Raw genomic sequence first — 15,454 nt, forward strand, 5'->3', positions numbered from 1 at the left:
ACAAGGGAATATTACTATCCAAATGATAGCGGCACACCAACTTACGAGGAGCCTCTCATGCGTGCCGTTACCCAGAATACCGTCGGCGGTCCCGACGTCCTTGTCATCGCCGACCGGCCGGACCCGGCGCCGAAAGCCGGCGAAGTGCTGGTCCGCGTCAGCGCGGCCGGCATCAACCCTGTCGACGGCGCGGTGCGCGGCGGCCACTATCCGCTGCTCGGCGAGCCGCCCTTCATCCTCGGCTGGGACATTTCCGGAACCATCGAGGCGCTTGGCCCCGATGTGAGCGGCCTCAAGGTTGGCGATCAGGTGTTCGGCATGCCGCACTTTCCGAAGCAGGCGGCGGCCTACGCCGAACTCGCCGTGGCCCCCGCCGACGAGATTGCGCCAAAGCCCGACAGCATCGATCATATCCACGCCGCGGCGCTGCCCCTGGCCGGCCTGACAGCCTGGCAAGGCCTCGTCCGCCATGGCGGCCTGAGAAAGGGTCAGCGCGTGCTGGTGCACGCGGCGGCCGGCGGGGTCGGCCATCTGGCGGTGCAGATCGCCAAGGCGCTCGGCGCCCATGTCATCGCCACCGCCAGTCCCGACAAGCTCGACTTCGTGCGATCGATCGGCGCCGACGAGGTCGTCGACTACACCGCAGGTGATTTCACCGAAAAGGTCGGCGATGTCGATCTGGTGCTGGACGCAATCGGTGGCGATCATGCCGATCAGTCGCTGAAAGTCGTGCGTGACGGCGGCGTGCTGGTTTCGCTGCTCAACGTTCACGACGCCACCAGGGCAACGGCCGGCGCCCGCGGCATCCGCGTCGAGCGCATGTCGGTGGTGCCGGATCGCGACGGTCTCATTGAACTCGGCAAACTGATCGACGCGAAGAAGCTTGCCGTGCATGTGGCGGAGAGCTTTCCGCTGGCGCAAGCCGGCGACGCCCATGCCTTCCTCGCCGCCAGGCCGATCGGCAAGGTGGTGCTGGCGGTCTGAGCGCGGCACGATCCGACAGAAAACGCGAAGGGCGCGGTTTACCGCGCCCTTCGTTTAGCCTGGAGAGGCATCAATGCCGGTATTGCTGGATGCGCGTCGTGCGCAGCCCGGCAAGGCCGTATTCGTCGATCGACGCTTGCCAGGAGAGGAATTCCTCGGTGGTGAGCTTGTAGCGCTGGCAAGCCTCTTCGAGGCTGAGCAGTCCGCCGCGCACCGCGGCCACAACTTCCGCCTTGCGCCGGATAACCCAGCGCCTCGTATTGGTCGGCGGCAGATCGGCAATCGTAAGAGGGCTGCCGTCAGGCCCGATAACATACTTGACTCGCGGTCTAACCAGATCGGTCATCGTACTCTCTACAAAAAACTCAAAGACCCAATCCCCGCCACAGTACCGCCACAGCTTTAAAAATTGCCTAAGCGAACCCTAATGACTAGGTAAGGATCGTGAACGTCGCGTTAGCGTTTTCCTCGGCATTTGAGAGATGCGCCGCCGGGCATTGATTTTGCAGGCAAAAAATCGACCCGTCCGGGAGACGCTGGCGCCACGCGGGTGCTTGACCTATATTCCGGCCATTGGCATTCAGACGCCACGCAGAACGAAAGAACCATGAACAGCCTCGACCTTCCCGGACGCCCCGAAAACACCCGCGTCGTCGTCGCCATGTCGGGCGGCGTCGATTCCTCCGTCGTCGCCGGCATCCTGAAGCACGAAGGCTATGACGTCGTCGGCGTCACGCTGCAGCTCTATGACCATGGCGCGGCGACGCATCGCGCCGGCTCGTGCTGCGCCGGCCAGGACATCGACGATGCCCGCCGTGTCTCCGAGACGCTCGGCATCCCGCATTATGTGCTCGACTATGAGGAGCGCTTCCGCAAGGCGGTCATCGATCCCTTCGCCGATTCCTATGTCGCGGGCGAGACGCCGATTCCCTGCGTTTCGTGCAACCAGACGGTGAAGTTCGCCGACCTCCTGGCGACCGCGCAGAACCTTGGCGCCGATGCTCTGGCCACCGGCCACTACATCCGCTCCGGCGCCAACGGCGCCCATCGCGCGCTCTACCGCCCGGTCGATGCCGACCGCGACCAGAGCTATTTCCTGTTCGCCACCACGCAGGCGCAGATCGACTATCTGCGCTTTCCGCTGGGTGGCCTGTCGAAGCCGCAGGTTCGCGCCATCGCCGAGGAGATGGGACTGACGGTCGCCGCCAAGCAGGACAGCCAGGACATCTGCTTCGTGCCGCAGGGCAAATATTCAGACATCATCGCCAAGCTGAAGCCTGCCGCCGCCAATCCCGGCGACATCGTCCACATCGACGGCCGTGTGCTCGGCCGCCATGAAGGCATCCTGCGCTACACGATCGGCCAGCGCCGCGGCATCGGCATCGCCTCCGGCGAGCCGCTCTATGTCGTCCATCTCGACGCCGACCGTGCCCGCGTCATCGTCGGCCCGCGCGAGGCGCTGGAGACGCACAAGATCTATCTGCGCAACATGAACTGGCTTGGCGACGGGCCGCTCGCCGACGTTCCGGCCGGCGGGCTGGAACTGTTCGCCAAGGTCCGCTCGACGCGCCCGCCGCGTCCGGCGGTGCTGCATCACCGCGACGGCGTCACCTCGGTGGAACTGGTCGACGGCGAGTCGGGCATCGCGCCCGGCCAGGCCTGCGTGCTCTATTCCGACGACGGCAACGAGGCGCGCGTGTTCGGCGGCGGCTTCATCGAACGCTCGGAGCGCGGCGCCGAGGCCGAGGCCATGCTGACGCGGCTTGCCGCCCGCCCGGCGCAGATCCCCGCCGAATAGCGACGCGCTTCGCCGCGATTTCCGGACGTCAAAGGCGTTTTAGCCCGGGCTCAGGATGAAGGGCCGGAGTGGGTGACGGTGCCCGCAGTCAGGATGCGCAGCACCCTGATCGCTTCCTCGCCGCCGGTGCGCGGTTCGGCCCGCGTTTCGATGCAGTGCATGAAATGCGCCAGCTCGCGCGTCAGCGGCATGCCTTCGCCGACCGCCACATAGGACGGCTCGTTGGCGGTGAAGGCCCACTGGCCGCTGTCCTGCCACACCGCATGGCGGTACACGGCGAGCTTGCGCTCCCACGGCTCGACATCGTCGAACACCGCCATAGCTTTGGTGCCGACCACCGTCAGCCGCCGCTCGCGATAGGGATTGAGCCGCGAGGCGAAGAGATGGCCGCGCAGCCCGTTGGGAAAGCGCATGTGCAGATGCGCGAAGTCGCTGAGATTGTCGAGCAGCGCGGCGCCCTCGCCCCTCACCTCGATCGGCTCGGTGCCGGTGATCGCCAGGATCATCGACAGGTCGTGCGGCGCAAGGTCCCACAGCGCGTCGTTCTCGGTGTGGAACTTGCCAAGGCCGAGGCGATGCGAATGGATGTAGCGCACCTCGCCGAGCTCGCCATTGTCGATCAGGCCCTTGAGCGTCTCGAAAGCGGGGTGGAAGCGCAGCACATGGCCGACCATGAAGACGCGGCCGTGGTCCCTTGCCGCCTGCACCGAGCGCTCGGCGTCGGCGACCGTCAGCGCGATCGGCTTTTCCACCAGCACGTCCTTGCCGCCCTCGATGGCGCGCACCGCCATGTCGGCGTGGAACTGCGGCGGCAGCGCCATGACGATGCCGTCGACGTCATCGCGCTTGAACAACTGCCCAGGCTCGATCGCCAGGCAGTCCTGCTCGCTGGCAAAGCCTTCCGCGCGCGCGCGATTGAGGTCCGAAACCGCGTGCAAGGCGCCGAGCGCCTTGAGGGTGCGGATATGGTTGCTGCCCCAGTATCCGCAACCGAGGACTGCAATGCGCGGCTTCATTCGCTCAAACTCTAGAATTTCGTGGCCGAGACATAGCGACGTGCCCCGTCGAACTCAACCCCGCGCCCCAGATCAAATGCCTGTCCGGCAAAGCTTTTGCTGCAGCGCAAATAAGCCGGGCAAGCGGCCGCATCGAAGCTTGACAGGCTTGCCCTAGCAACCTTATATCCGCGCCGACCTTGGTGAACGCTCCGACATGCCTTTAGATTTAGGTGGATTTCGGGCTTTTCGCCGCCCTGGCGGGGTAGCTCAGTTGGTTAGAGCACGGGAATCATAATCCTGGGGTCGGGGGTTCAAGTCCCTCTCCCGCTACCAAATCATCATAAGCCATTGAAATCATAGCGAAAACGGGTAGTTGTGGTGGCGCCCCGTCCAAGAATCTTGAATGATTTCAAGGGTTGAGGCGTCCGCCTGGGTGCCGCACATTGCCTAACGTTTGTTTCTGCATGCCGCTTAGTCCGACTTGGCAAGTGCTTTCAGGATAAAGCCAATCTGCTCTCGCAAGCTCGCCTCGGTGTCTTCGCCGTGTTGGACGCAGTGCTCGATCAGAACCGGATGGAAGAACGGCATGAACGCGGTCTTGACCGCGCGCGCCGCCTCTGCCGGGTCGCTGACCTTGAATTCGCCCGCTCCAATGCCCTCGCGGATGATCGCCTCGAAGATCGTGACCATCCACTCAATATGACCTTTGACGATCTCCCGGTCCTCCCGCATGACCGCGACAATCATGTCGTGCATGTGCTTCTGCTCGATCAGTGTCGCCTTGCCATGATTGTGAATTGCGATCAAAAGCCGACTGATTTTTTCCGACGCCGTGGCGTTCGTACGTGCGATCGCAAAGGCGATATCGGCAGCCTCGTCCAGGATCCGCTTGCAGATGAACCCGTTGATCGCATCCCTAGAGGGAAAGAAACGGTAGACATTTGCCCGGCTCATGCCGAGGTCTGAGGCGATGTCGTACATCGACGTCTTATGGGAGCCGATGCGGCGAAAGTGCTTCTCCGCTACCTCAAGAATGCGCGCGCGCACCGAGTCGAGATCAGTTCGCACTCGGATCGGGTGATTCATTGATCTCTCCGGGACTGATAAATCGGATCTGCAAGACTTGCCCGTCGAGCATCTGGAAGCGGGCACGATCGTCCCGCCCGCAAGGCAAGTCCTTTGGGCGGGCCTCGACCCCATTTCATCCGGCACGAGTCCTATTCCGCGGCCATTGCCAGCCGCAGTTGCGGTTCTGGCTCTTGCGTTGGGGCGGCCTCATGGTTCTCGTCCGCGGTCGGTTTGATCCGGAACCACGCGGTATATAGCGCGGGAAGGAAGAGTAGGATCAATACCGTGCCAACCGCCGTGCCCCCGATCAGCGTATAGGCCATCGATCCCCAGAAGACGGAGTGCGTGAGGGGTATGAAGGCCAGCACTGCGGCAAGCGCGGTTAGGATCACGGGCCGCGCGCGCTGCACTGTGGCCTCGATGACGGCGTGATAGGCGTCGAGGCCTGCGGCGCGGCTTTCCTTGATCTGTTCGGTCAGGATCAGCGTGTTGCGCATCAGGATGCCGGCCAATCCTATCAGGCCCAGAATGGCGTTGAAGCCAAAGGGCTGGTGGAAGACGAGCAACATCGGCACGACGCCGACGAGGCCAAGCGGCCCCGTTAGCACGACCATGAACATCGTCGAGAAGGATCGCACTTGGAGCATGATGACGATCAGCATGGCGGCGATCATGGCCGGGAAGATCTTGCCCAACGCGGTGTTGGCTTTTTCAGCCTCCTCGATCGATCCGCCCATTTCGATGCTATAGCCAGCCGGAAGGGATGCGATCAGCGGCTGAAGGGCTTTCACGACCTGTTGTGAGACCTCCGGAGGCTGGGTCGCTTCGTTGATGTCGGAGCGGATTGTGATAACGGGCGTGCGGTCGCGGCGCTTCAGGATCGGCTCTTCAAGACGGATTTCGGAATGGCCGATCTGGTCGAGCGGAATCTGCCGGCCGTCGCGGCTCATCAATGAGAAATCCGCCAGGCGCGCCGGATCCAGCCGCTCGCCGCCGGCGCTGCGCGCCACGATAGGGACATTGCGGATGTCCTCGCGGACCTGCGTGACCGGGATGCCGGTAAGGAGGAATTGCAGCTGCTGAGCCACCTCGGTCGGCGACAGGCCGATGAGGCTCAATCTATCCTGGTCCGGGACGAAGCGAAGCACGGGCGTGCGATTGCCCCAGTCGCGGTTGGCCTGCCGCACGTCCGGGACGCCCCGCATGATGCCGAGGGCCTTCTCGGAGATACTGTAGAGTTGCGCAGGATCAGGTCCCATGACCCGGAACTCGACCGGGAACGGCGTGTAGGGGCCGAACACGAGCTGCGTGACGCGCACATTGGCTTCCGGCGCGAGGCCCTGTGCCACCGCCTCTCGAAGCCGGTGCTTCAATTCCTCGCGCGCCTCGGCATTCGGGGTCAGAACGACGATCTTGGCAAAGGCGGGATCGGGCAGCTCAGGCGCCATCGCGAAGAAGAAGCGCGGGGCGCCCTGACCGACATAGCTCGTGACGATCTTGGCTTCGGGCTGTCCGTCCAGCCAGTGCTCGAGCTTCTCGACCGTGGCGGTCGTCGTCTCGATGCTGGTGCCTCCCGGCAGGCGAACCTCCACCAGCACTTCCGGGCGGTCGGATGTGGGGAAGAACTGCTGCTTGATGGCACCCATGCCGACAACGGAGAGCGTGAAAGCGATGCCGACAATACCGGAGGTCACGAACTTGTGGCGCACGGCAAAAGTGATGAGCCGCCTCAGGCGCCGATAGTTAGGCGTGTCGTAGATCGCGTGGTGACCGCCTTCGATCGGTTTGATGGCGGGCAGCATCTTGACGCCGAGATAGGGCGTGAAGACCACGGCGACGATCCAGGAGACGATGAGGGCGAAACCCACAACCCAGAAGATGTTGCCAGCGTATTCGCCGGCCGTCGAGCGAGCGAAGCCCACCGGCAGGAAGCCGGCTATCGTGACCAGCGTTCCCGACAGCATCGGCGCCGCCGTGTGGCTCCAGGCATAGGCCGCCGCCTTGATACGGTCCATGCCCTCTTCCATCTTCACCACCATCACCTCGATCGCGATGATGGCGTCGTCGACGAGAAGACCGAGCGCCAGGATGAGCGCGCCGAGCGTGATGCGATCGAAGAACCGTCCCGTCTCCAGCATAATGAGGAACACGGCGGCAAGCGTCAGGGGGACGGCGGCCGCCACGACGATGCCGACCCGCCAGCCCATGCTCAGCAGGCTGATCAGCAGCACGACGCCCAGCGCCATCGCGAACTTCATCATGAACTCGTCGACCGCCGAGGTAATGTTGACCGCTTGGTCTGACACCTTGTCGAGCGTCATCCCGAGCGGCAATGTCCGTACGATGGCCGCCGTCCTGTCCTCCAGCGCCTTGCCGAGTGCGCGACCATCCCAGCCCTCCTGCATAACGGCCGCGAGCATGATCGTGGGCTCACCCTGGCGCCGGATGAGATACGTGGGAGGATCTTCATAGCCGCGGCGGACCTCGGCGATGTCGGAAAGTTTGAGCGTCCGCCCGGAGGCAACGATCGGCGTGTCGGCGATCGTCTGGACACTGTCATAGGCGCCATTGACCCTGATGAAGACCTGCGGCCCGTCAGTGTCGATCGAGCCCGCCGGGGTGACAGTGTTCTGCCGCTGCAAGGCGGCAATGATATCCTGGGCCGACACGCCGAGCGTAGCCAGCCTGGCGTAGGAGAACTCGACGAAAATCTGCTCGGGACGTTCACCGAGGATGTTGATCTTCTTGACGCCGGGCACGTGCAAGAGGTCCTGGCGGATCGCCTCGGCCTGCCTGGCCAGCTCACGCATCGGCATGCCTTTGGCCTTGAGCGCATAAAGAGCGAAGCTGACATCCGAGTACTCATCGTTGATGAAGGGCCCGTAGACGCCGGGCGGCAGGTTGCGGGCTTCATCCCCGAGCTTCTTGCGGGCCTGGTAGAACTCTTCCTGCACGGCGGATGGCGGCGTGCTGTCCTTCAGCGTGACCGTCATATACGCATAGCCCGGCCGCGTAGTCGTCTCCACCCGGTCGTACCAGGTCAGCTCCTGAAGCCGCTTCTCCAAGGGTTCGGCGACGAGGTCCTGCATCTCGCGCGCTGTCGCGCCTGGCCATGTCGTCGTGACGGTCAGGGTCTTGATGGTAAAGTTGGGGTCCTCCGCTCGGCCGAGCATAAGGAAGGCGTAGGCGCCGGCAGCCACCAGCAGGAGGATGAAGAACAGAGTGACGGCCCGTTCGCGAACGGCGAGCGCTGAAAGATTAAGGGTCATCCTCAGTTGCTCCCGATTTCAGAGGCAGTCCTCACGCGAGCACCCTCTTGCAGGAGATGAGCGCCGAGCGACACGATGGGAACACTGGAGCTTAGTCCGGAGATCACAGCGGTTTCGCTGGCTACACGAACAAGCTGGACGGGTTGAAAGTGCACGGTCGACGTGCCCTTGTCCAAGACCCAAACGCCAGTCTTCCGGCCGTCGTCGAGCACGGCTCCCAACGGCACCTGGACCTCAGGCTGACTCACCTGGGTTGCAACCCGAATGGTCACCGTCGCGCCAAGCGGTGCCGCCGCAGCCTCACCGTCAAGCACGTAGCGGGCCTCATAGGTGCGGGTCTGGGTATCGGCGGAGTTGGATAATTGTCGCAGATGTGCCGCATGGCGGTGCTCATCGCCACCATACACGCTGGCCTCGGCCGCCGAGCCGATCGCCGGCCTGATCGTTTCGGGAAGTGATACCACCGCTTCGCGGGGGCCGGCCTGGGCGATCCGGACCACTGTCTGGCCGGCGGAGACGACCTGACCCGGCTCACCGAGCGTATCGACCACCGTTCCATCGGCGTCCGCCACCAGGACTGCGTATGTCGCTTCGTTCTCCGCGACCTTCGCTTCCGCTTCGGCGGCGGCGAGCTGGGCCGTAGCGGTATCCAGCGCGGTCTTGGCCTGTTCGTATCGCTGCGGAGTTGCAGCCAATCCGTCTTTCACCAAAGCCGCATAGCGTTTCTCGTCTGCTGCCGCCTGGATTAGGACAGCGTGTGCCGCGGCGACTGCGTTGCGCTTTGCCGTGAGCGCAAGTTGTAGATCGGTCTCGTCGATCCGCATGAGCGGCTGTCCAGCCTTGACCTGATCGCCAGCATCCACGAGGCGCTGGACAATCTTGCCGGGCACGCGAAAACCAAGGTTGCTCTGCACTCGCGCCGCGACAATGCCGGTAAAACTGCGCGCAGACCCGGTGACTTGCTCTCCTGTCACCAGTCTGACGATCGGAGGTTCCTGCCTCGGGTCGGCAGCGACGGCGGCTGCCTGCGTGCGGTCAGAAAGTGTCACGAATGCCAGTGCCGCTGATCCTGCGATCAGGATACTGCCCAGCACAATTAGGGGTCTCTTTTTCATGCCCATCGCCTCACGTCAAAATAGATTGCATTCACACTCTATAACTGGTATAGATTACGAACGCAATCTAAAAAAGGAGATCGATGATGCGCGTGAGTCGCACTCAGGCTGCGGAAAACCGCGAGACGGTGATCGATGTGGCAAGCCGCCTTTTCCGGAAGCATGGCTTTGACGGCATCGGCCTTAAGGATCTGATGAAGGGCGCCGGGCTGACCCAAGGCGCTTTTTACAAGCAATTCGCATCAAAGGAGGACTTGGAGGCGCTGGCCTCCAGGCGGGCACTGGAGCACGCATCGCGTCGATGGTGGGACGCGGCCGCGAAAAATCCCAAGGACCCGCTTGGTGCAGTGATCGAGTTCTACCTCAGCGCCGGACATCGCGAAGAAAGGATGGACGGCTGCCCGGTCGTGGCGCTGGGCTCGGATGCTGCCAGGCAGGGCAGCGACGTAAAAGCATCTTTCGAAGCCGGGATCAGGGAATATCTCGGGCTGCTCGACGGATGGGTTGGCGATGCCCACGGCGAGGATCCCGATGGAAAGGCCATGGCCGTCCTATCGACGATGGTCGGTGCGGTCGTCCTTTCACGGGCCGTCAACGACAAGCAACTGTCGAACCAGTTTCTGCAAGCCGCAGCCGAGAGCGTGCTGCAGCGATCATCGTCCAGCAATGCTCAGGAAGAGCCGCCCCCATGACGGTGGTTTCTCCAAGCGGGATGCACAGCGCCACAGCTTCTATCCACCTCTTTAGGCTGATGGGTAAGCGGCAATCCAACGTCCGTCAGGATTGTGCCAGCGCGTGGGGCAGAGCCTCGCGGCGCAAGCGATTTGATTGGTGAGTATATGCGACGCATAGTCGTTACAGGCATAGGAGCGGTCACGCCGCTTGCTGCAAACGTCGAGGCAACCTGGACGCGGCTCCTGAGCGGTCGCTCGGGCATCGCGAGGCTTGCGGACGAGGTCGTGGGAGAGTTGCCCGCAAAGGTCGGCGGCGTGGTTCCCTCCCTGGAAGACGATCCCGAGGCCGGCCTAGATGCCAATGCCTTCGTGGCTCCGAAGGACCAGCGCAGAATTGACCGCTTCATTCTTTTCGCGTTGGCCGCGGCGGAAGAGGCGCTTGCCCAGGCGAGATGGAAGCCGAGTTCGGAGAGCGATCGGGTTCGCACCGCAACGATCATCGCTTCAGGTGTCGGAGGTTTTCCGGCCATCACGGAGGCGGTGCGGACAGTCGACCAGCGCGGGGTGCGGCGTCTTTCACCATTCACGGTGCCATCCTTTCTGGTCAACATGGCGGCCGGCCACATCTCGATTCGCTATGGCTTCAAGGGTGCGCTCGGCGCGCCTGTGACGGCCTGTGCGGCAGGTATCCAAGCAATCGGCGATGCCGCCCGCCTCATCCGGGCTGATGACGCGGATGTCGCCGTGTGCGGTGGCACCGAAGCTTGCATGAACGTGGTCAGTCTGGGCGGCTTTGCGGCGGCACGCTCGCTTTCGACCTCCTACAATCATCGCCCCGACCAGGCCTCTCGTCCGTTCGACATGTCACGGGACGGCTTCGTCATGGGCGAAGGCGCTGGCATCCTGGTCATCGAGGAGTTGAGCCATGCACTGGCGCGCGGCGCGGAACCGCTCGCCGAGGTCGTCGGCTACGGCACGACGGCGGATGCGTATCACGTCACTTCAGGTCCCGAGGACGGCGATGGCGCGCGCCGAGCTATGGAGATTGCAATCGCTCAGGCAGGGATTTCGGCGCGCGAGGTCCGTCATCTCAATGCCCATGCAACCTCCACGCCGGTGGGCGACCTTGGTGAGATCGAAGCGATCAAGAGCGTGTTCGGGCACGATTTCGGGATAGCCGTCAGCGGAACGAAGTCGGCGACAGGCCACCTGCTCGGCGCCGCCGGCGGGCTTGGCGCGATCTTCACGATCCTTGCGCTCAGGGATCAGGTGGCACCGCCCACCCTCAATTTGAACGCGCCTGATCCAGCGGGCGAAGGGATCGACTTCGTCGCGAACCGGGCCAGGTCAATGGAGATGGAGTACGCGATCTCCAACGGTTTTGGCTTCGGAGGGGTCAACGCCAGCGCTCTATTCCGGCGCTGGGAAGGTGCCCGGCGTGACCGCCGAAGCCCTCGATGATCGACGCCTTTGCTTCGGTCTTTCTGCCTCTTCTCACTCTAATCCAACTCAAAGAAAGTGATTTCCATGAACAAGATCAATCCCGGCGTTGCCATCGTCACAGGGGCATCCTCGGGCATCGGACATGCAACGGCCAATGCCCTGCAGAGCGCTGGTTTTCGTGTGTTCGGCACCAGCCGTCGCGCGATCGCTGGAAAAAGCGACGGCGTGACGATGCTGACCTGCGACGTGACCGATGACACATCCGTGTCACAGCTGGTCGACGATGTGCTGGCCGAAACCGGGCGCATCGACCTGCTCGTCAACAATGCCGGTATGGGCCTGTTTGGCGCGGCCGAGGAATCCTCGACTGTTCAAGCTCAGGCGCTGTTCGACGTGAACGTCTTTGGCGTTTTCCGCATGACAAACGCAGTCCTGCCGACGATGCGACGTCAGAACGAGGGCCGGATCGTCAATGTGAGTTCGGTGCAGGGGTTCATCCCCGCTCCCTATTTCGCGCTTTACGCCTCGACCAAACACGCAATTGAGGGCTACTCCGAATCGCTCGACCACGAAGTGCGCCCGTTCGGAATTCGAGTGGCATTGGTCGAGCCCGCCTATACCCGCACGTCATTCGAAGAAAGCCTCGCCACCCCGGATCAATTGCTCGATATCTACAACTCGTCGCGGGCCGGCATGAAAGAGGCGGTTCGGAAAGCGATGGAAAAGGGTGATACGCCCGAGGTGGTGGCCAAGACAGTTCTGGCGGCTGCGACCGACCCAGACCCGAAGCGGCGCTACACGGCCGGAAAAACAGCTCGCCAGGTCAGTTTCCTGCGCCGTTTCGTTCCCGCGTCCGCATTTGACAAGAGCCTTCGAAAGCAACTCGGCCTTCCGGTCTGATTCGACGGAGCAGGAACCGTCGATCTGATAGGTGGGGGGAAAAGCGGTAGCGCTCTCCCGCTACCAGTCCACCGACAGATGGGCCGGTGCCGAATGTTGAAGCGGAGAGAACGGTCCTCCGCCACCACCGCTAACAACACCTAGGCTTCCGAAGCCTCTCGCTGCTACCCACCAGTTGCCGCGGATCGAGCGCCTCACAGACGCCACCGGAAACCAATGCGCCTTGCGACGCTGTAAAAACGAGCGGCACGGGATACAATTGCCGGAGCGAATGCGTCCTCGGGATGGCTCAAATGTCCTCCGTCGATTCTCTCGCCGCGAGATTATTGTCGGCGACATTGATGTTCGATCGGGCGTCGTTGCTGGCGCTCGAGGCTTTGGCTGCCGAATCCGACCGTCGGGTCCTAAGGCGCGGCGAGGTCCTGGTTCGCGAGGGCGATCCATCGGACAGGTTCTTCGTCGTGCTGTCCGGTCGCTTTACGGTCCACAAAGGAGATCGGATTGGCTCGGTCGCCGAGATCGCCCAGGGCGAACTGGTCGGCGAAATTGGTTTCTTTGCAGGGCTGCCCCGTACCGCCACTGTCCTTGCAGCGCGCGATTCGATCGTCCTTGAAATCAGTCGCAATCACTTCGAGAAGGCGGCCGAGGCTCTGCCGAACCTGAGAGAGGCGGTCACAACATCGCTGGCGCGCCGGTTCGCCACGCAATCTCCGATTTTGTCACGTCAGAACCCTGCCAAGATCCGAACGCTTGCCATCATCGCAGCCGGCGGAAGTCGCATCTCACCGGTTTTCATCGGGCACCTACAGCAAGAGTTCGGTGCGCTCACCGGCGCTCAGTTCGTTTCCCGGCATGACGTCCACGCGAGGTTCGCGGGTCGTCCGATCGACGACCAGCCGGTCCTTAACTGGTTGAACGAACTGGAGGCGCAAGCTGAATTCGTTGTCTACGTCGCCGATGAAGAACCTAATGAATGGACACGAGTCTGCATTCGCCAGGCCGATACTGTCCTGCTGCTGGCGAACGCGTCCTCCTCGCCTCGCTTGAACACGTCCGAGGAATTGGCGCTATCGGTCCATCCACCATCGACCGGTCGGCTTGTCCTAATTCACGACAATCGCTCGGCTGCGGTCTCCGGCACCTCTGCATGGCTCGATGAGCGTCCCCATGTCGGCCAGCATCATCATGTCGCGCTGGAGGACGCGTCTGATATCCAGCGCCTGGTCCGATTTATTTCCTGCAAGGCACGTGGCTTCGTGGCGGCGGGGGGTGGGTCCCTGGGCAGCGCCCATCTGGGCGTCTACAAGGCCTTCGTCGAGGCAGGCGCGCGCTTCGACTATCTCGGCGGGACGAGTTCCGGAGCCGCGATGATGGCCGGCTTCGCAAGAGGGTTGGACGCGGAGCAGATCGACCGCGGCACGCACAACGTATTTGTCAAGAGCAGGGCGTTTCGGCGCCCCACCTTGCCGCGTTTCGCGCTTCTGGATCACAAAGCCTTCGATCGGGCCCTTCGGGAGGAATACGGCGACGTCCTGATCGAAGATCTTTGGCTTCCGTTCTTTGCGCTTTCGACCAATCTGAGCAGCCGTCAGCCCCATGTCCACCGTCGTGGCAAACTCTGGCAAGCCGTTCGGGCATCCGGCTCGCTCCCGGGTGTCCTGCCGCCGTTCTTCACGGCTGACGGCGATATGCTGGTGGACGGCGCCATCATGAACAATTTGCCGCTGGAACAGATGAGGGAACTCAAGACCGGCCCCAATGTCGTCGTGAGCTTTGGGTCCAGTGGACCGCAAAAATACCACGTCGATTATGACCGCATCCCCGGAAGATCGGAACTGGCGGTCGCCTTGCTGAACCCTTTCGGCCGTGCCCGCCTGCCGCAGGTTCCGAGCATGCTTCAGGTTATTGCCGCGAGTATGCTGGCACACGGGCCGCAGGACATTGCCGTCGGCGACGAGGATGTCTTGGTCTGTCCGCAGGTTTCGAGCACCTTCATGGATTGGAGTCGGCACTCCGAGCTGTTTTCGGACGCCCACGGCCGCACGGCGCAATGGATCGAGGAACGTCTCCGCCAGAACGACTCAGGCCTCCGGGCGATGCTCGGTAACGCACATACTTAGCGCATCACCACGAGACTTTGCGCCTTCCGTTGCTGCCCTGCATCGCGGTCCCCATTGCCGAACTTATCGGCCCGGCGACTGAGCGATCATGTTGCAGTCGGCTGTGCGATCGGAACGCGTGGTGTAGGCGGCGTGGATCACCTGACCCATGTTCATGGAAATTTCACGCACCAGCTTTAGCCGGACTGCGGTGGCGAACATGGTGGCCTCGGTGACGCCGATCGCAAATGCGTCTGGTCCGCCAATGACGCAGCGTTCGAAATAGGATTGCAGGTAGGAACGGTCGTAGATCGCAAACCCGCCGGCCCAGCCAATGCGGGGCAGTGCGATCGGCAACCCGTTGATCGTCACGCCTTCCGCCAGAAGAACCTGCCGGACGGGATCAAGCGGCGCTCCGGCATTGTTGGGTCCATCGCCGGATACGTCAACAACCCTGCGCGGGCTGCGCAAGCCACTCTTCGCGAACAGATCATGCGCCGCCCACAATGCGCCGGAGATCGACGTTCCGCGACCTTCGGTCAACGGCAGCGCCGCGAGCCTGTCTGCCAAGATCAGGGCGTCCTCGCGGCCTTCAACAATTGTCCACGGCATGATCACTGTTTGCTGGTGTGGCCCTGCCCACTCCAGATAAAGCACTGCAATTCTGCCCCGCTCTCCCGACTTGATGGCCGTCGCGATGTCCGCGTGGCGGAAGGCACTGACGTAGCCGTCGCGTTGCACTCGTTGCTCAACGTTGCTCATCGAAGGCGAAACGTCCACGGCCAGGATCAATTGCAGATCGACTTCGGCCAGGTGGTCAGCGGGACGGTCGGTCGCGTGAGCCTGCGACGCCATCGCGAAGAACAGCAGGCAGACGGCCGTGAGCCGCAGCACCGGTCTTGCACCCGCACATCGAGCAATCCGCACCAGGTCGTCCATGGCGAGCCTCTCGCTGACATGCAATTGTCGGTCCGAGGCGTCCCGCGCGTCACGAACAGCTTCCGATCATTCGCCGAAATCTGCGCTCCGCGCCCGTCGGATGGTGATGACGCTTCGCAGTCCGTGCTAATATCGAAGCATTGGACTGAGGCCTCCTGCGTGAGGAA

The 15,454-nt window shown here is 62.8% G+C and carries 12 protein-coding genes and 1 tRNA gene; 7 read left to right on the forward strand and 6 right to left on the reverse strand.

The features are described from left to right. The first annotated feature begins 57 nt into the window (after positions 1-57). Positions 58-984: an NADP-dependent oxidoreductase gene (locus PU724_RS02115; RefSeq protein ID WP_127282274.1), complete on the forward strand. Its 927-nt coding sequence runs from the start codon at positions 58-60 to the stop codon at positions 982-984. 70 nt (positions 985-1,054) lie between these two features. Here PU724_RS02115 and sciP read toward each other — a convergent pair whose 3' ends face one another. After that, positions 1,055-1,330 carry a CtrA inhibitor SciP gene (gene sciP, locus PU724_RS02120; RefSeq protein ID WP_006203587.1) on the reverse strand — a complete coding sequence of 92 codons (276 nt, stop codon included), beginning with the start codon at positions 1,328-1,330 and terminating at the stop codon, positions 1,055-1,057. Positions 1,331-1,591: 261 nt separating this feature from the next. Here sciP and mnmA point away from each other — a divergent pair, with 261 nt between their 5' ends. Beyond that, positions 1,592-2,782, forward strand: coding sequence for a tRNA 2-thiouridine(34) synthase MnmA (mnmA, locus tag PU724_RS02125; protein ID WP_354419409.1), 1,191 nt, complete (start codon positions 1,592-1,594; stop codon positions 2,780-2,782). A gap of 50 nt (positions 2,783-2,832) precedes the next feature. On the opposite strand, the gene PU724_RS02130 is transcribed toward mnmA, so the two are convergent. Next, a complete protein-coding gene (locus tag PU724_RS02130) occupies positions 2,833-3,798 on the reverse strand; it encodes a Gfo/Idh/MocA family protein (protein ID WP_354419411.1) in 966 nt (321 codons plus the stop codon). A 238-nt stretch (positions 3,799-4,036) separates the two neighbouring features. Between PU724_RS02130 and PU724_RS02135 the strand changes: the two genes are divergently transcribed. After that, positions 4,037-4,113 (forward strand) — tRNA-Met (locus PU724_RS02135). Positions 4,114-4,251: 138 nt separating this feature from the next. Here PU724_RS02135 and PU724_RS02140 read toward each other — a convergent pair. The 3 genes from PU724_RS02140 to PU724_RS02150 form a co-directional block, all read right to left on the reverse strand. After that, positions 4,252-4,866, reverse strand: coding sequence for a TetR/AcrR family transcriptional regulator (locus PU724_RS02140; protein WP_292349545.1), 615 nt, complete (start codon positions 4,864-4,866; stop codon positions 4,252-4,254). Between the two features lie 131 nt (positions 4,867-4,997). Next, positions 4,998-8,117 carry an efflux RND transporter permease subunit gene (locus tag PU724_RS02145; protein WP_354419413.1) on the reverse strand — a complete coding sequence of 1,040 codons (3,120 nt, stop codon included), beginning with the start codon at positions 8,115-8,117 and terminating at the stop codon, positions 4,998-5,000. Between the two features lie 2 nt (positions 8,118-8,119). Then, positions 8,120-9,232 carry an efflux RND transporter periplasmic adaptor subunit gene (locus PU724_RS02150; protein ID WP_354419415.1) on the reverse strand — a complete coding sequence of 371 codons (1,113 nt, stop codon included), beginning with the start codon at positions 9,230-9,232 and terminating at the stop codon, positions 8,120-8,122. 86 nt (positions 9,233-9,318) lie between these two features. Between PU724_RS02150 and PU724_RS02155 the strand changes: the two genes are divergently transcribed. The 4 genes from PU724_RS02155 to PU724_RS02170 all read left to right on the forward strand — a co-directional run bounded on the left by PU724_RS02155 (position 9,319) and on the right by PU724_RS02170 (position 14,369). Then, the gene (locus PU724_RS02155; RefSeq protein ID WP_354420149.1) at positions 9,319-9,924 is read left to right on the forward strand and encodes a TetR/AcrR family transcriptional regulator; all 606 of its coding nucleotides are present in this window, start codon (positions 9,319-9,321) and stop codon (positions 9,922-9,924) included. Between the two features lie 147 nt (positions 9,925-10,071). After that, the gene (fabF, locus tag PU724_RS02160; protein WP_354419417.1) at positions 10,072-11,367 is read left to right on the forward strand and encodes a beta-ketoacyl-ACP synthase II; all 1,296 of its coding nucleotides are present in this window, start codon (positions 10,072-10,074) and stop codon (positions 11,365-11,367) included. A 66-nt stretch (positions 11,368-11,433) separates the two neighbouring features. Beyond that, positions 11,434-12,249 carry an oxidoreductase gene (locus PU724_RS02165; protein WP_354419419.1) on the forward strand — a complete coding sequence of 272 codons (816 nt, stop codon included), beginning with the start codon at positions 11,434-11,436 and terminating at the stop codon, positions 12,247-12,249. A 293-nt stretch (positions 12,250-12,542) separates the two neighbouring features. Continuing rightward, positions 12,543-14,369 carry a patatin-like phospholipase family protein gene (locus PU724_RS02170; protein WP_354419420.1) on the forward strand — a complete coding sequence of 609 codons (1,827 nt, stop codon included), beginning with the start codon at positions 12,543-12,545 and terminating at the stop codon, positions 14,367-14,369. A gap of 63 nt (positions 14,370-14,432) precedes the next feature. Here PU724_RS02170 and PU724_RS02175 read toward each other — a convergent pair whose 3' ends face one another. Next, the gene (locus tag PU724_RS02175) at positions 14,433-15,287 is read right to left on the reverse strand and encodes a DUF1194 domain-containing protein (RefSeq protein WP_292168489.1); all 855 of its coding nucleotides are present in this window, start codon (positions 15,285-15,287) and stop codon (positions 14,433-14,435) included. Positions 15,288-15,454: the final 167 nt, after the last annotated feature.

The sequence above is a fragment of the Mesorhizobium abyssinicae genome (genome assembly GCF_049887195.1).
In the GTDB taxonomy this organism is placed as follows: domain Bacteria; phylum Pseudomonadota; class Alphaproteobacteria; order Rhizobiales; family Rhizobiaceae; genus Mesorhizobium; species Mesorhizobium abyssinicae.